This window comes from Gemmiger qucibialis (genome assembly GCF_027689445.1).
GTDB classification, from domain to species: domain Bacteria; phylum Bacillota; class Clostridia; order Oscillospirales; family Ruminococcaceae; genus Gemmiger; species Gemmiger qucibialis.
Genome location: NZ_JAQFEN010000013.1, coordinates 31,375 through 47,189 on the forward strand (window position 1 = coordinate 31,375; position 15,815 = coordinate 47,189).

Consider the following 15,815-nt stretch of genomic DNA (forward strand, 5'->3'; position numbering starts at 1 on the left):
AGCAGATTACTTTTTTCGGAACTACACCAATATTATACAACAGCTGCGCCGGAAGCGCAAGAAAGAGAGGTTCTATGGAAAAAACGGCATCCAATCATTTTTCAGAGGGGAGGGAGCGAAAATGACGCTGTTTGAGCTGGTGAAGCAAACGATTCAAGTGCGGGATGCAGCGGAACATTACGGCTTGCAGGTCAATCACAGTGGGATGTGCCGCTGTCCATTCCACGAGGACCGGCATCCCAGCATGAAGCTGAACGAGAGGTACTTTTACTGCTTCGGCTGCGGGGCCACCGGCGATGTGATCGACCTTGTGGCAAGGCTATTTGGCTTGAGCAGCTTCGAGGCGGCACAAAAACTGGCCCAGAACTTCGGGATTGACCCGGATAAGCCTCCGGCGGCCATCGCTCTGCCCAAGCCGAAACGCCCCCTGCTGACGGCATACCGACAGGAGGAAATGCGCTGCCTTCGAGTGCTGTGCGATTATCTGCATCTTTTAGAACGCTGGAAGGTACAGTATGCGCCCAAGGTGCCGGAAGATGCTTTGGATGACCGGTTTGTGGAAGCCTGCCAGATGCTGGACTATGTGGAGTATCTGGCGGATTTGCTCATTGCCGCCGAACTGGAACAACGGATAAGAATCGTAGAAATGTTGAACAAAGAGGACCTGATTGCCAGCTTGGAGGAGCGGCTGGAACGACAAAAGAAGGAGGAAACGCCCTATGAAGAAAAACAATCCGCCTGACGGAATGCCCGTCTGGTTTGATGGAAAAAACATCAACGAAGCCCTGTTTTGTGAGGAGTTCTTGCAGACGCACAAGATTCTCTTCACAAACGGGGCTTTTTTCACGCCCGAAGGCCGTGTGACCGATGAGCTGCCCCTGCGGGGAGAGATTTTTGAGGAGCTGAAATGCTGTGCGGTCAGCAATATCCCCCGCAAAATCAGTAACATTGTGGAGCTGATGAAGCTGGCGGCGCTGGTGGAGGATTTTCCACCGAAGGCGGACCGGATTCACCTCTCCAACGGGACGCTTTTTCTGGACGGAAAATTTGTGGAGGGAAAATCTGAAATCGTCCGCAACCGGTTCCCCGTGGCCTACAACCCCAACGCCCCGAAACCCGTCCTCTGGCTGCAATTTCTGGACGGCCTGCTCTACCCGGAGGACATCCCCACCTTGCAGGAATACATCGGCTACTGCCTGATCCCCAGCAACAAGGGCCAGCGGATGATGGTCATCAAAGGCAATGGCGGTGAAGGCAAGAGTCAGATCGGCGCTGTGCTGGGAACTTTGTTCGGCTCCAACATGAAGGATGGTAGCATCGGGAAAATATCCGAGAACCGATTTGCCCGTGCCGACCTGGAGCATATCCTTCTGTGTGTGGATGACGATATGCGGATGGAAGCCCTGCGCCAGACCAACTATGTAAAATCCATCGTCACCGCCCAGGGCAAGATGGATTTGGAGCGCAAGGGCAAGCAGAGCTATCAGGGATGGATGTGCGCCCGGCTGCTGGCCTTCTCTAACGGCGATTTGCAGGCACTGTTTGACAGAAGCGACGGGTTCTACCGCCGCCAGCTGGTGCTGACCACAAAAGATAAGCCTGCTGGCCGTGTGGATGATCCCGACCTGGCCGAGAAAATGAAGGCCGAGGTGGAGGGCATCCTGCTGTGGGCCTGTAAGGGCTTGCAGAGGCTGGCTGCCAACAACTTCAAGTTTACCGAGAGCCAGCGCACCAAAGACAACCGGGAGGCTGTCAAACGGGACAATAATAATATTTTTGATTTTCTGGAATCCGAGGGATATATTCGGCTGAAAGCAGACAGTACCATCAGTTCTAAAGAACTGTATGAGATTTACCAGATGTGGTGCGAGGAAAACAATCTTACGGCGCTGAAGCGGCGCAGCTTTAGTGATGCTGTGATCGCCAATCAGGGCAAGTACAATCTGGAATACTGCAACAGAATCACCAACATCGCCGGGCGGCGGGTGTGGGGATTTTTCGGAATTGAAGCGATTGCCAGACCTTATATAAACGGATTTTCTAATGTTTCGGAAGATACGTACGTACCGAGGCAGGCCGAGTAACTCGGTGCTTTTGTACGTATGTACACAGCATTTCACCCAAAACCGTCTCTATAGGGGACTCTCGTATCGCACCCCAAACGGCAGACAAAGCACGCCTTTGTTTGCTGCCGGATGGCTGGTGTTTGGCAGAACATCGGCTGTCCGGGCTGAACAACAGGAAACGATGCAGATGGTTTCCGGGCAGTTCAGCAGCGGTCATCGCAATGACCGCAATCCCCCCTCGGGAGAGCCCACGGCACTTTGCAGCCCTTCGGGATGAAAGTGTCATAGTGGGTTATTACACTTCCCGCAGGAAGTGCATCCCCGTCCCCCAGCCGTCTGCTACTGAGCTGAAAGGAGCTGACTTGTATGGCCAGAAATGACGGAATCGACCGTACCTTTGCCCGTAATCAGGACTTGCCCACCCTTGATGATGTGGCAAAGGTGCAGGAACACAATGAACGAGAAAAGGACAACTACTCCAACCAGGATATTGATACCAGCCAGACCCACCGGAATATTCACTTCAAAACCCCCACCGACAGCTATGCTGCCATGTTCGATCAGATGATTGCCGATGGCGTTATCTCCACCCGTGGCCTGAAGGCCGATGCGGTAAAATACGGGGAACTGATTTTCGATGTGAACTCCGCTTACTTCCACAATCACGGCGGCTATGAATATGCCAAACAATTTTACACCGACGCATACAAAGCAGCTGTGGAGATCGTGGGTGGTGAGCAGTATATTCTCTCCGCTGTCATGCACGCTGATGAGCGCAACCGGGCTATGTCGGAAGCTCTGGGTCAGGATGTGTACCACTACCACCTTCATGTGGTCTATGTCCCGGTGGTGGAAAAACAGATTCTCTGGTCGAAGCGGTGCAAGGATAAGTCGCTTGTGGGCACGGTCAAGGAGACCATCATGCAGGTCAGCCGCAGCAAAAAGTGGGAATCCAGGGTGGCTCTGGATGAGCAGGGAAATCCGCTTCTGACCGCCAAGGGGAAGAAAGTTCTGCGGGCATCGTACAGTGTCCTGCAAGACGATTTCTTCAACTATATGAAAGCTGCTGGATATACCGATGTGGAGCGTGGAGAGCGTGGCAGCACCGAGGAACATCTGACAGTGACCCAATTCAAGGTGGCACAGGAGCAGCAGCGTCTGGAGACTATGACCGCTCAGATCGCTCAGACGGAGCAGACCTTAAATGACACGCAGGCCGCCATTGAAAAAAAGGAAAAGGAGCTGCAATCCCTGCAAAAGCAGGCGAAAGAGCAGCACACCGCTGCTTTGACTGTGCAGGAAATCCGCTCCATGGGAAAAAAGACCATTACCGGCAATGTCTCATTCACTCCATCCGAGTGCAATATCCTCAAGGACTATGCAGTCACTGGTCTTCTGATCAAAGCGGAAAACAGCCACTTGGAAGAAAAGCTGCACAGCGCCCAATGGAGTGCTGCCATCTGGAAACAGAGATACGATGCCCTGTACAACGCATACCAAGAATTGAAGAAAGAGGTCCAGCCGTATCTGGACGCCGTCAAGCTCGCACCTGAAAAGGTACGGGCTTTTTTTGATGCCATTTTGACACGGACCCGACAAGCAAGGCAACCGACCAAACCTATTCGCCGCAAGCAAGATATGGAACGCTGAAAGAAAGGAATTTTACTGCCTATGATGAATCAGAACCAGCAGGCAACGAACCTGCCCATTGATCGTAAGATGCTGCTCTCCATTCGTGAGGCAGCCGAATACAGCAACATCGGAATCAACAAAATCGACGAGATGCTGAAACAACCCAACTGCCCCTTTGTCCTGTATGTGGGCACTAAAAAATTGGTAAAGCGCAAGGCTTTTGAGGAGTTTATCGAAGGTCGGGTTGCGATTTGACAAACAGCCGTTTTTGGTGCGCCGGGCACTGATTGGTGCGCACCAAAAACGGCGTAATATATTGAAAAAATTGTGTTTTTGTGTTAGAGTAGAGTGTCGTGATGAACTCACGTTTCCTACTCTAAGGAAAGGAGTTCATTATATGGGCAAGAACTTAAAAGGCAGAGAATGTGGAAAGGGTATCTGCCAGAGAAAAGACGGTAAGTACGCCGCAAGATATACCGCAAAGGACGGTTCCCGCAAGGAAAAGCATTTTGATACGCTCCCGGAAGCTCGCAACTGGCTTGCCGATGCACAGTACGAGGATAAGCACGATGTTCACAATCCTTCCTCCGAAATGACGGTGGATTCTTGGTTTGAGTTCTGGATCACCCATCTGATTGCAGATCTGGCACCCAACACCAAGAGAAATTACCGGGAACGGTATCGAGTGAACATCCAGCCGGTCATCGGAAGTATGCGCTTGTGTGATGTCAAACCGATGCATTGCAAGATCGTTCTGAACAAGATGGAAGCAACTTATGCAGGTTCTACCATCCGTCAGGCGTATATTGCGATGGGAACCATGTTCCGTGCAGCAGTCATGAACGATATGCTCATCAAGCATCCCATGGACGGAGTTCGTTTTTCAAAGCCGGTCCGTGCTGTGGATGACATTAAGTTCCTGACCGTAGAAGAACAGGCAGCTTTTCTGGAAACCGCAAAGCGATCTCACAATTACAGGCAGTATGTACTGCTGTTGGAGACCGGGCTGCGGACTTCGGAAATGATCGGGTTGACCTGGGATTCTATTGACTGGAAAAAGCGGACGCTGACCGTCAGCAAAACGCTGGAATACCGCCATAGTGAAGGAATCTGGCGTGCCGGTCCTCCCAAAACCAATAGCAGCTACCGCACCATTCCGCTGACAACCCGTGCATACGATGTATTAAAATCGTGCTACGAAGAACGTCACACCCGCAAAGAATCAGAACTGCTGTCTCAAATTCTGGAATATGTGGATCGCCGTACCGGAGAGCCCCAGTATCTCTGTATGAGAGATTTGGTGTTTATCAATTATCGTACCGGAGAACCTGCCAAAAACAGTTCCTATGACACGCATCTGTACAAACTCTGCGATGAGGCTAAGATCAAGCGGTTTTGTATGCACGCTCTGAGACACACCTATGCGACCCGTGCGATTGAAAGCGGAGTGCTGCCGAAAGTCCTGCAAAGGCTGCTCGGTCATTCCAGCATCAAAACAACCATGGACCGCTATGTCCATGTCACGGATGATTCCCTGACCAACGCCATCAAACAGTTTGAGCAAAACACCAGTCTGGCAAGTTGAAAAATGGTGCGCTGCTGAAAAATTGGTGCGGAATTGGTGCGGAGGACACCCCTCGAAACCCGGAAACCATTGAAGACACGAGAAAAATGAAAGAGAGTTGAGATATATGAAATTAGGTATTGTCGGTTTGCCCAATGTTGGTAAATCCACTTTGTTCAATGCGCTGACCAGCACCCAGAATGCTCAGGCAGCCAACTATCCGTTCTGCACCATTGAGCCGAACTCCGGCATTGTTCCGGTTCCTGATGCCCGGCTGGACAAACTGGCCGAGATCTGGCAGACAGACAAAAAGACCCCCGCCATTGTGGAGTTTGTGGATATCGCCGGTCTGGTCAAAGGTGCCAGCCAGGGCGCTGGTCTGGGAAACAAGTTCCTGGGCCATATCCGCGAGTGCGATGCCATTGTACATGTGGTGCGCTGCTTTGACGATGACAACATCATCCATGTTGTGGAGGATGTGAACAAGCCGGAAAGCGTTGACCCCATCCGCGATATTGACGCCATCGACCTGGAGCTGATCCTGGCCGACCTGGAAGTTGTCAGCAACCGCCTGGGCCGCCAGCAGAAAGCCGCCAAGACCGGCAATAAGACCGCTGCTGCCGAAGCTGCCTGGCTGGCAGAGCTTGCCGCTCATCTGGAAGGCGGCAAGCCCGCCCGTTCCTTTGCCTTTGACCCGGATGACGACAGCCAGAACACTGCTCGCAAAGAACTGGGTCTGCTCTCCGCCAAGCCGGTGATTTATGCCTGCAACGTGGGCGAGGATGACCTGCTGGGCGGGTTGGACGAGAACCCGTACTATCCGTTGGTTGCCGCCCGCGCCAAAGAGGAAAACGCACAGGCAATCCCCATCTGTGCCAAGACCGAGGAAGATATCGCCGGTTCCAGCCAGGAAGAAAAGCTGGCGTTCCTGCACGAGATGGGCATTGAATCCACCGGCCTGGATAACCTGATTAAGGCAAGCTATGATCTGCTGGGCCTCATCAGCTTTTTGACGGACGGCAAAAAAGAATGCCGCGCCTGGACCATCAAGCGCGGCACCAAAGCCCCGCAGGCTGCCGGCAAAATCCATTCTGACTTTGAGCGCGGCTTTATCCGCGCCCAGGTCATCAGCTATGACGCACTGGCCGACAACAACTTTGACTATGCTGCGGTTAAGGCCAAGGGCCTGCAGCGCACCGAGGGCAAGGAATACGTTGTGAATGATGGCGATGTGATCGAATTCCTCTTCAACGTCTGATAAAAAGGAGCAATACCATGATCATTGGCATTATGGGCGCTATGCCCGATGAAGTTGACCAGCTGTGTGCCAAGCTGGAGCAGGTGACCAAAGAAACTTACGCCGGGGTGGAGTACCACCAGGGCATGCTGAACGGCCGCCAGGTCGTTGTGTGCTGCGCCGGTATGGGCAAGGCAAACGCCGCTTCCACCGTGCAGGTTCTAATTACCAAGTACGGTGCCGAGAAGATCATCTTCTCCGGCATTGCAGGCAACATGACCAGCAAGATCGGCATTGGTGATGTCTGCGTGGGCGAAACCGTGGTATATCACGACGCCCAGAACGACATGATTGCCCAGAGCGCACCGTTCACCGCAGAGTACCACGGCGACCCGGCCCTGGTCAAAGCTGCACTGGATGCCTGCAACGCCTGTGGTGTTAAGGCCATTGCCGGCAAGATTGCCACCGGTGACCTTTTTGTTGGCGATGCCGCCACCAAAAAGGCTATCGAGGACAAATGCCAGCCCGACTGCGTGGAGATGGAAGGCGCTGCTGTAAGCCAGGTTGCCGCCCGCAACGGCGTGCCCTGCGTCATCCTGCGCGCCATGAGCGACAACGCGGACGAGAGCGGTTATGAAGTTCTTGTCGTGAAAAAGTTCAGCATCGGCGAATACATCAAAACTGCCACTGCCATTGTGGCAAATATGATCGAAGCACTGTAATTGGGGAAAACACTTTTAGGGAAAGTATAAAACAGATGAAAATTACACGTGAAGAAGAAAGCAAAATAAAAGGCACACCTGAGGTTTCTGCTCCGGCCCCGACTGAAACGCCGGAACAGCCCGCAGCGGCCGCAAAGCCTGCCACGCGCTGGGCGGCTATTCCGCTGTGGGGGCGGGTACTGCTGATTCTTGGCATTGCACTCCTCTTGTTGATATTCGTTGGCTATGCCGCTTTGCAGGGCATGCTGGGGCACATCCAGCGTGCATCGGCCACCGAGGCAGTCTCCCAACAGGAAGAGACCTTTGAATCGGACGAAAACGCCGATGATACCTTGAGCCCGGAGGATGTAATCTGGAACGGGGCCGACACCAGCGTGATGCAGGACAAAGACATTGTGAACCTGCTGCTGATTGGCCAGGACCGCCGCGAAGGCCAGGACCGCCAGCGGTCCGACAGCATGATCATGGTCACGCTGAACAAAAAGACCAAACAGATCAGCATGACCTCCTTTATGCGGGACCTGTATGTACAGATTCCCGGCTACAGCGACAACCGCATCAACGCAGCCTATGCCTTTGGCGGCATGGATCTGCTGGACAGCACGCTGAACACCAATTTTGGTGTAGAGATTGCTGGGAATGTGGAAGTTGACTTTGGCGAGTTCCAGACCTTGATCGACAGCATTGGCGGCATTGACCTAGAACTGACCCAGGACGAGGCAGATTATATCTGCGGCAGAAAGCGAGATGTAACCTACCCACAGCAGCTCCGCACGGACTGGAACCTGCATGAAGGGGTAAACCACCTGACCGGCGAGCAGGCCCTGATCCATGCACGCAACCGCTCCCTGGGCAACGATTATGCCCGCACCGACCGCCAGCGTGCTGTGCTGATGGCGATCACCAATAAAGTGAAACAGATGGATGCTGTTTCCATCGTCAACTTTATTAACCAGGTTCTGCCACTGCTGACCACCGACATGACCTCCGGCGAAATTCTGGGGTATGCGATGGAAGCTTTGCAGATGAATTTTGACAGTGAGCACTCTTACCGCATTCCGGCAGAGGGCACCTATACCGGCGCGGTAATCCGCGGCATGCAGGTACTGGTACCGGACCTGGCTGCCAACCAGACCTACCTGATGGATGTTCTGTATCATACAGACAACAACCAATAAACACATTACAAAAATATCGCCCGGCGTGGAACTGCAATGTTCCCGCCGGGCGGTTTTGTTTTGAGTTATGCGCCTGCCCGCGGCATGATAAGCACGGCGGCAAGGTACATAACATAAAGTATCAGGCATACCCTGCCCTGCCAGCGGTAAAGCCGCTTTTTGACCAGCGGCGGCAGCAGCAGGATCAATGCCATCAAAACGCAGAACGGGATATCATACTGGCGGAACTGTTCACCCACCGGCAAGCGGCGGCGGTACATTAGGCTGGAAACAGGCAGCACCAGCGTGATGCTCAAAATGGCGCTGTTCAGCACCTGCATGGGCAGTGCCTGCGGCGGGTAGATGCGGCATTTTTCCGCAAATCGCTTCCAGGCAGAGCCTAGGGGATGGTCGAACACTTCCACCAGCAGGGGCAGACAGAGGCCGAAGGAAATCAGGGTTGCCGCCCACTGTGCCTGAATGGTGCCAGTCAGGTTGGCCAGCGCCACGGCGCTGTTCAGCAGGGCCCACGCTCCCACGCAGAGCACTGCCATGCCGCCCACCACCCCGGCCAGGTTGCGCAGGCTGGTGCGGATGCTCATAGCCGGGAACAGGACGGTCCGCCCGGATGGGTCTTCCGGCGGGGTCTTTTCGCCTTTTTCCTTCTGGACAGTGATAAGCTCCAGCCCCTCCCGGAACGCAAAGCGGTACTGGTAGGCGATGCTCTGCATGACAAACAGAACAAACAGGCCCATCAGCAGGCCGGTACCGGTATAGCTCAGGGTGCCGTCCCGCACAAACAGGGCCACCACGCCGCAGGCCACCAGCAGCAGGGCGCATTTGCGCAGCAGCTCGCCGCGGTCCACCGTGACATTACAGCGCAGCAGGCAAAGCGCCAGTACCAGCCCCAGCTGGGTGACAGCGCCCGCCAGAGCCGTACCAACGGCCAGCGCAGTAACGGACATACCTGCCGCCAGAAACGCCAGCACCAGCTGCGGCAGTGCCGTACACACCGCCACCAGCGTGCCGCCCACCATCCACATAGGCAGCCCGCACAGCGCCCCGCACCACGTTGCGCAGCGCGAAGCCAGCCTGCTGCCGATACCAGTCAGCAGCAAGCCCAGAGCATAGAGCAGCAATGTAGGGAGAAGAAGCATAGTTTTTTAGTTAGGGCAACACCGCACAATTCCCGCCTTGCGGCTTAAGCACCGCTCCGGCAGCTGCGGCACGGCATCTGCGTTGCCAAAATGCTCGATAATGTCGGGTTGCGGTACCCGCATCGTGCTTCGGGGGGCAAAAGCCCCTCGCACTCTGCGACCGCTGCCCCTGCTTCGGTTCGCTGTTTCCGCCACTGGCGGCGCTCACCTTTGCAGCATCCAGTATTATCTGCGCTTTTGGCTTGGCATCTGCCGCACCTCGCTCGCCGTATCGGCACTTAGAATTATGCGGTATTGCCTTAGAAGTTAGGGGGGAGGCGTTAATTAGAAATTAGGAATGAGGAATTAGAAATTTTGAGGGGCAAGGTTCGCGTTAAAAATCGGGGAAGAGCAGTAATTTTATGGGTAGGGCGGGGTGACCTCACCCCGCCGGGAGGGTTCTCCTGATTATCCTTTAAAATCATGAGATGGGGCTCAAAATTGTTGTAGGGGGAGGCGTCCTCGACGCCCCGGACTGGTATGAAAATTACCGGACATTTGCCATTTATTGCGCGGTAGGGCGGCCAGCCCTCTGGCCGCCGGAAAGCTGGAACATAGCATATAGGCTCTGCGCAGGGAATCCCCCTTCAGTCCGCTGCGCGGACAGCGCGCAAACAGCGCCCGGTCCCTCTGTCGCTTCGCGACATCTCCCCGCCCCGCGGGGAGTCACCCTCAAGGCAAGCCAACGCATATCTTCGGATTGATACCAAAATCACAAAGACATCTCTCACAAATTCCCGGAACGGTCACTGCGCCCGCAGGCGCGTTTCGGAGGCCAACCGGGATTTTAATCCCGGCTCTTAGGCCGGAGATAGACCGTTCCCTACGGACTATTTTGTAATGGGCAACAAAAATCAAAAATAGCCACACACCGATCGTGGCACAACAGCGGTGCCCTATATATACCCTGAGTTTCCCAAAAAGCACCCGTTTCCCCATACAAAAACCGGCAGTGCCGCATAAAACAGCACTGCCGGGATTGGCTTAGTATGCGATGCCCCAGACGACCATGCTCTTGGCGGGCTTGCCGCAGACCGGGCATACGTCGGACAGGTGTTCCTGCTCGAACGGCATGCAGCGGCTGGAAAGCCCTGCTTCGGTCTTCATGGCTTCCTCACAGGCCAGGTCACCGCACCACATGGTTTTGACAAAGCCGGTCTTTTCGGACACGATCTTTTTCACTTCGTCCATGGTGGTGGCGCTCCAGGTGCGGTTTTCGCGGTTCTGCAAAGCGCGGTCATACAGATCCTTAGCCAGAGCTTCCATTGCGGCGGGAATTGCGGTGGCCAGATCTTCAAACTTCACAAACTGCTTTTCGCGGGTATCGCGGCGGACCAGCACGCACTGGCCGTTCTCGATATCGCGGGGGCCGACTTCCAGGCGAACAGGCACGCCCTTCATTTCCCACTGGGCAAACTTCCAGCCGGGCTGCTTGTCGGAATCGTCCAGCTTCACGCGGGCATACTTACCGATTTCGGCAGCCAGTTCGCGGCATTTGTCCAGTACGCCGGGTTTGTGGGCGGCAACGGGAACGATGACCACCTGCACCGGGGCAATGGCCGGGGGCAGGATCAGACCGTCGTCATCGCCGTGGGTCATGATGATAGCGCCGATCAAACGAGTAGAAGCGCCCCAGCTGGTCTGGAAGGGGTACTGCAGGGTGTTGTCGCGGCCGGTAAAGGTAACGTCATAGGCGCGGCTGAACTTATCGCCAAAATAGTGGCTGGTGCCGCTCTGCAGGGCTTTGCCGTCCTTCATCATGGCTTCGATGGTGTAGGTAGCCTCGGCACCGGCAAACTTTTCCTTATCGGTCTTGCGGCCTTTCAGCACGGGGATGCACAGATCATGCTCGGCAAAGTCAGCATAGCAGTTCAGCTGCTGCTCGGTCTCAGCCTTGGCCTCCTCGGCAGTCTCGTGGATGGTGTGGCCTTCCTGCCACCAGAACTCACGGGTGCGCAGGAACGGGCGGGTGGATTTTTCCCAGCGAACCACGCTGCACCACTGATTGTACAGCATAGGCAGGTCACGGTAAGAATGCAGCACATGGCTGAAATGGTCGCAGAACATCGTTTCGCTGGTGGGGCGCACAGCAAGGCGCTCTTCCAGCGGGTCAGAACCGCCTGCAGTGACCCAGGCAACTTCGGGGGCAAAGCCGTTTACCAGCTCGCCCTCCTTTTTCAGCAGGCTTTCGGGGATCAGCACAGGCATGGCCACGTTTTCGTGGCCGGTTGCCTTAAAGCGGCCATCCAGAATTTTCTGGATGTTCTCCCAGATTGCATAGCCATAGGGGCGCAGCACAACAAAGCCCTTGACGCTGGAATATTCAACCAGCTCCGCCTTGGTGCAGATATCCGTATACCACTGTGCGAAATCAACTTCCTGCGCGGTGATTGCTTCGACCATTTTTTTCTTATCGTTTGCCATTGGTTCCCCTCACACTTTCTTACAAAACTGCATGCTGCCATGCCGCATTACTGCATATGCTCTTCCACATAGGCAACCACATCGCCCACGGTGTGGAAATTTTCGATCTCCTCGTCCGGGATCTCGACCCCGAACTCGTCAGACAAGGTAGTGATCATATCGATCACATCCAGGCTGTCTGCGCCAAAATCATTGATAATATCGCTTTCGGGGGTGATTTTTTCAGCCTCGATGTCAAGCTGGTCAGCCAGATAATCGCGGATGCGCTCAAAAACTTCGGATTCCATAGCTTTTACTCCTTACCCGTATCAATATCGTATTTCTGCCATGCCGGTATCAGCACGCAGGGCACACATATACAGAATGTCATAGTACTTTTATATCGTATCTGCACAGCCTTGTCAAGTTTCCCGGCAACTTTTTTATCCGGGAGCTTTCACATCCCTGTACGCCGGTGCAGCGGGATGCTATAATATAGGATTAGAAGTAATAAATAATAATTCATGTTGGTGCGCCGCCCGCGGCGCGAATAAAACAGTCGGGCTGCTCTGGCTAGAATGCTTTTGCCGGAGTGGTTGGCCTGATTAAAATGTGACGCCATGGGCATCACACAACCATTATTCTTTTTCCTTTATTCTTTTATTTGATTCTTTCCACACCGCACAACAAGGAGGCACTTTATGCAACTGCACTTTACCAAAATGCACGGCTGCGGCAACGACTATATCTATCTTGACTGCCGCGAAACCGGCCTGCCTGCGGAGATTGCCGTCTGGAGCCAAAAACTTTCCCGCCGGCATTTTTCCATTGGGGCGGACGGCATTATCTGCATCTGCCCGCCGCTGACGGCGGACGGCGACGCCACCATGCGGATGTTCAACGCGGATGGCTCCGAGGGCAAAATGTGCGGCAACGGGGTGCGCTGTGTGGCGCAGTTTTTGTACACGCACGGCGTTCCGAAGGATGTGATCGAGATCGACACCCTGATGGCGGGCCGTAAAACGCTGCACCGCAAAGGCGAAGGGCTGTGGCAGGCCGAAATGGGACATTTTTCTGCGATGGCGGACACCCTGCCCGCCGTTGGGTTGGGGACCGGGCCGCTGGTTCACGCTCCGCTGACGGCAGCGGGCAAAACCTGGGATGCCGCCTGCATCAGCACCGGCAACCCGCACTGCATCATTGAATGGCCGGATTGCGACACCTTGCCCACCGGCCACGCCCTAGCCGCCATCGGCCCGGAGTTTGAGCACCACCCGGCGTTCCCCGAAGGGGTCAACACCGAGTTTGTTTATATCGAAAGCCCCACCAGCGTAGTGATGCGGGTTTGGGAGCGCGGCAGCGGCGAGACGTTCGCCTGCGGCACCGGCTCCTGCGCCACGGTGGCCGCTTTGGTGTTGCGCGGCGTGTGCCCCCGCAATGTTCCGGTGGATGTACACCTGCTGGGCGGCATCCTTTCCATCACCATCACAGCGGATGACAACATCCTGATGACCGGCCCGGCGGAGACGGCGTTTGTGGGTTGCGTGGAAGTGTAAAGTTAGTTAGGAGTTAGGAAGTAGGCGTTAGGAGTTTTCTCAAATTAGAAATTGGAGGTATGGCGAGGTTGACGGTAACACACTGAACCATATGAAGCCATATAAAATTAAAGAAATCTGGCGAGAATACTGTTTATCATAAGGGGTAGATTTTCGCGGTTTTTCTTGAATGTGGCGGCGTTTTATGGTACCATACAGACATACATTCCATAGTATTAAATATTCCTAACCACCATGTTAAAATGCAGAGGGAGCGAAAGATGAAACTGAACAAGCATTATTCCGAGCTGAACGAAAGCTATCTTTTCAGCACCATTGCGCACAAGGTTGCTGCTTACCAGAAAGCCAACCCGGATAAGGATATCATCCGCCTGGGCATTGGCGATGTAACGCTGCCGCTGGCCAAAAGCGTGACCGACGCCATGCTGAAAGCCGTTGAGGAGCAGGGCAAGAAAGAGACTTTCCACGGCTATATCCCCAGCGAGCAGGGCTATGAATTCCTGCGTTCCGCTATCCAGAAATACTATGCCGGCCACGGCGTGGAGCTGGACATGGCCGAAATCTTTGTATCCGACGGCGCCAAGAGCGACCTGGGCAACCTGCTGGATCTGTTTGATGTGGACAATACCGTGCTGGTTCCGGACCCCGTTTACCCCGTTTATGTGGATGACAACGTGATGGCCGGGCGCAAGATCCTGTACATGTCCGCCAGCGCCGAGAACAACTTCCTGCCGATGCCGGATGACAATGTTCATGCCGACATTGTGTACCTGTGCAGCCCCAACAACCCCACCGGCGCCACCTACACCGTGGACCAGCTGAAAGAGTGGGTGCGCTGGGCCAAGGCCAACAACGCCCTGATCCTGTTTGACGCCGCCTATGAATGCTTTGTGAGTGAGCCGGGTCTGGCCCGCAGCATTTATGAGGTTGAGGGTGCTAAGGATTGCGCCGTTGAGGTTTGCAGCTTCTCCAAGATCGCAGGCTTTACCGGCACCCGTTGCGGCTACACCGTTGTGCCGCAGGCCATTGTCTCTGACGGCCAGAGCCTGAACAAGATGTGGCTGCGCCGCCAGACCACCAAGTTCAACGGCGTTGCCTATGTGGTGCAGCGCGGCGCCGAAGCCGTGTTCACCGAGGAAGGCATGAAAGAGATCCAGCACAACCTGGACTACTACCGTCAGAACGCTGCCGTGATTGCAGCAGCACTGGACGAAGCCGGTGTGTGGTACTGCGGCGGCAAAAACAGCCCGTACATCTGGCTGCGCTGCCCCAACAACATGGGCAGCTGGGAGTTTTTTGACTGGCTGCTGGAGACCGCCAATGTTGTTGGCACCCCCGGCGAGGGCTTTGGCGAGTGCGGCAAGGGGTATTTCCGCCTGACCGCATTTGGTGATGCCGCCAAGACCAAGGAAGCAGCCGCCCGCATTGTGGCCGCACTGAAAACCCTGTAATAATTACCCGGCTGCCCCGCAGCCGAACCTGATAACACGCGGATGATTGGAGGAGCAACCATGACCCCAAGCGAAGAAATTATGCAGTTTTTGAAGGACAACCCGACCTTTTATCTTGCCACGGTGGATGGCTATCTGCCGCGCGTGCGCCCGCTGGGCTTTGCCATGTGGTACAAGGACCACCTGTGCCTGGGCATCGGCAAGCACAAGGCCGCATACAAGCAGCTGTTGGACAACACCAACCTGGAAATCTGCACCTGCAACGAAAAGGGCGAGTTTTTGCGCGTGCAGGGTACTGCCAACTTTGACAATACCCCCGAAGCACAGGCCGCCGCATTCAAGATTATGCCGCAGCTGGCCGATATGTACAACGAGGAAACCGGCCTGAAGCTGGGTATTATCTACCTGGACCACCTGTCCGCCAAGCTGTTCTCCATGTCCGGCAGTGTAAAGGACATCATGGCCTATTAAGCGATAAGCAAAATAAGAGCAAAACCAACGCCCGTGCGTTCCGTTTATGGGGAGCGCACGGGCGGTTTATTTTAAGGCAATACCGCATAATTCTAAGTGCCGATACGGCGAGCGAGGTGCGGCAGATGCCAAGCCAAAAGTGCAGATAATACTGGATGCTGCAAAGGTGAGCGCCGCCAGTGGCGGAAACAGCGAACCGAAGCAGGGGCAGCGGTCACAGAGTCCGAGGGGCTTTTGCCCCCGAAGCACGATGCGGGTACCGCAACCCGACATTATCGAGCATTTTGGCAACGCAGATGCCGTGCCGCAGCTGCCGGAGCGGTGCTTAAGCCGCAAGGCGGGAATTGTGCGGTGTTGCCT

14 protein-coding genes are annotated in these 15,815 nt (G+C 54.9%); 11 read left to right on the top strand and 3 right to left on the bottom strand.

The features are described from left to right. Window positions 1-121: 121 nt before the first annotated feature. From PG062_RS13685 to PG062_RS13720, 8 genes are all read left to right on the top strand, one after another. Window positions 122-742, top strand: coding sequence for a CHC2 zinc finger domain-containing protein (locus PG062_RS13685; RefSeq protein WP_270752663.1), 621 nt, complete (start codon window positions 122-124; stop codon window positions 740-742). Next, complete coding sequence (locus PG062_RS13690) at window positions 720-2,084, top strand: DNA primase family protein (protein ID WP_270752664.1); 1,365 nt, start codon at window positions 720-722, stop codon at window positions 2,082-2,084. Before PG062_RS13685 ends, PG062_RS13690 begins: the two co-directional genes overlap by 23 nt. Window positions 2,085-2,432: 348 nt before the next feature. After that, a complete protein-coding gene (locus tag PG062_RS13695; RefSeq protein WP_270752665.1) occupies window positions 2,433-3,716 on the top strand; it encodes a plasmid recombination protein in 1,284 nt (427 codons plus the stop codon). A 21-nt stretch (window positions 3,717-3,737) separates the two neighbouring features. After that, a complete protein-coding gene (locus PG062_RS13700; protein ID WP_333559428.1) occupies window positions 3,738-3,953 on the top strand; it encodes an excisionase in 216 nt (71 codons plus the stop codon). 142 nt (window positions 3,954-4,095) lie between these two features. Beyond that, window positions 4,096-5,283: a tyrosine-type recombinase/integrase gene (locus tag PG062_RS13705; RefSeq protein ID WP_270752666.1), complete on the top strand. Its 1,188-nt coding sequence runs from the start codon at window positions 4,096-4,098 to the stop codon at window positions 5,281-5,283. Between the two features lie 106 nt (window positions 5,284-5,389). Then, window positions 5,390-6,520 (top strand): redox-regulated ATPase YchF, encoded by a 1,131-nt coding sequence (ychF, locus tag PG062_RS13710; protein WP_270752667.1) that lies wholly within the window; start codon window positions 5,390-5,392, stop codon window positions 6,518-6,520. 17 nt (window positions 6,521-6,537) lie between these two features. After that, the gene (locus tag PG062_RS13715; protein ID WP_114000632.1) at window positions 6,538-7,221 is read left to right on the top strand and encodes a 5'-methylthioadenosine/adenosylhomocysteine nucleosidase; all 684 of its coding nucleotides are present in this window, start codon (window positions 6,538-6,540) and stop codon (window positions 7,219-7,221) included. A gap of 35 nt (window positions 7,222-7,256) precedes the next feature. Beyond that, complete coding sequence (locus tag PG062_RS13720) at window positions 7,257-8,399, top strand: LCP family protein (RefSeq protein WP_270752668.1); 1,143 nt, start codon at window positions 7,257-7,259, stop codon at window positions 8,397-8,399. A 65-nt stretch (window positions 8,400-8,464) separates the two neighbouring features. Here the strand turns inward: PG062_RS13720 and PG062_RS13725 are convergent, their stop codons facing one another. The 3 genes from PG062_RS13725 to acpP form a co-directional block, all read right to left on the bottom strand. Further along, window positions 8,465-9,535, bottom strand: a complete 1,071-nt coding sequence (locus tag PG062_RS13725) for a sodium:calcium antiporter (RefSeq protein ID WP_270752669.1) — start codon at window positions 9,533-9,535, stop codon at window positions 8,465-8,467. A 1,023-nt stretch (window positions 9,536-10,558) separates the two neighbouring features. Beyond that, window positions 10,559-11,998 carry a proline--tRNA ligase gene (gene proS / locus PG062_RS13730; RefSeq protein WP_114000635.1) on the bottom strand — a complete coding sequence of 480 codons (1,440 nt, stop codon included), beginning with the start codon at window positions 11,996-11,998 and terminating at the stop codon, window positions 10,559-10,561. A gap of 47 nt (window positions 11,999-12,045) precedes the next feature. Further along, complete coding sequence (gene acpP / locus PG062_RS13735) at window positions 12,046-12,285, bottom strand: acyl carrier protein (RefSeq protein ID WP_114000636.1); 240 nt, start codon at window positions 12,283-12,285, stop codon at window positions 12,046-12,048. A gap of 393 nt (window positions 12,286-12,678) precedes the next feature. Here acpP and dapF point away from each other — a divergent pair, with 393 nt between their 5' ends. The 3 genes from dapF to PG062_RS13750 all read left to right on the top strand — a co-directional run bounded on the left by dapF (window position 12,679) and on the right by PG062_RS13750 (window position 15,455). Continuing rightward, window positions 12,679-13,533, top strand: a complete 855-nt coding sequence (gene dapF / locus PG062_RS13740; RefSeq protein WP_270752670.1) for a diaminopimelate epimerase — start codon at window positions 12,679-12,681, stop codon at window positions 13,531-13,533. A 260-nt stretch (window positions 13,534-13,793) separates the two neighbouring features. Further along, window positions 13,794-14,984: an LL-diaminopimelate aminotransferase gene (locus PG062_RS13745; protein ID WP_114000638.1), complete on the top strand. Its 1,191-nt coding sequence runs from the start codon at window positions 13,794-13,796 to the stop codon at window positions 14,982-14,984. A 42-nt stretch (window positions 14,985-15,026) separates the two neighbouring features. Then, on the top strand, window positions 15,027-15,455 hold the full coding sequence (locus PG062_RS13750; protein WP_270752671.1) for a pyridoxamine 5'-phosphate oxidase family protein: 429 nt from the start codon (window positions 15,027-15,029) through the stop codon (window positions 15,453-15,455). The last annotated feature ends 360 nt before the right edge of the window (window positions 15,456-15,815 follow it).

Excerpts from the sequence above, each read along its gene's own strand:
- PG062_RS13685 (WP_270752663.1), top strand. The coding sequence starts at position 122 with ATGACGCTGTTTGAGCTGGTGAAGCAAACGATTCAAGTGCGGGATGCA.
- PG062_RS13690 (WP_270752664.1), top strand. The coding sequence starts at position 720 with ATGAAGAAAAACAATCCGCCTGACGGAATGCCCGTCTGGTTTGATGGA.
- PG062_RS13695 (WP_270752665.1), top strand. The coding sequence starts at position 2,433 with ATGGCCAGAAATGACGGAATCGACCGTACCTTTGCCCGTAATCAGGAC.
- PG062_RS13700 (WP_333559428.1), top strand. The coding sequence starts at position 3,738 with ATGATGAATCAGAACCAGCAGGCAACGAACCTGCCCATTGATCGTAAG.
- PG062_RS13705 (WP_270752666.1), top strand. The coding sequence starts at position 4,096 with ATGGGCAAGAACTTAAAAGGCAGAGAATGTGGAAAGGGTATCTGCCAG.
- ychF (WP_270752667.1), top strand. The coding sequence starts at position 5,390 with ATGAAATTAGGTATTGTCGGTTTGCCCAATGTTGGTAAATCCACTTTG.
- PG062_RS13715 (WP_114000632.1), top strand. The coding sequence starts at position 6,538 with ATGATCATTGGCATTATGGGCGCTATGCCCGATGAAGTTGACCAGCTG.
- PG062_RS13720 (WP_270752668.1), top strand. The coding sequence starts at position 7,257 with ATGAAAATTACACGTGAAGAAGAAAGCAAAATAAAAGGCACACCTGAG.
- PG062_RS13725 (WP_270752669.1), bottom strand. The coding sequence starts at position 9,535 with ATGCTTCTTCTCCCTACATTGCTGCTCTATGCTCTGGGCTTGCTGCTG.
- proS (WP_114000635.1), bottom strand. The coding sequence starts at position 11,998 with ATGGCAAACGATAAGAAAAAAATGGTCGAAGCAATCACCGCGCAGGAA.
- acpP (WP_114000636.1), bottom strand. The coding sequence starts at position 12,285 with ATGGAATCCGAAGTTTTTGAGCGCATCCGCGATTATCTGGCTGACCAG.
- dapF (WP_270752670.1), top strand. The coding sequence starts at position 12,679 with ATGCAACTGCACTTTACCAAAATGCACGGCTGCGGCAACGACTATATC.
- PG062_RS13745 (WP_114000638.1), top strand. The coding sequence starts at position 13,794 with ATGAAACTGAACAAGCATTATTCCGAGCTGAACGAAAGCTATCTTTTC.
- PG062_RS13750 (WP_270752671.1), top strand. The coding sequence starts at position 15,027 with ATGATTGGAGGAGCAACCATGACCCCAAGCGAAGAAATTATGCAGTTT.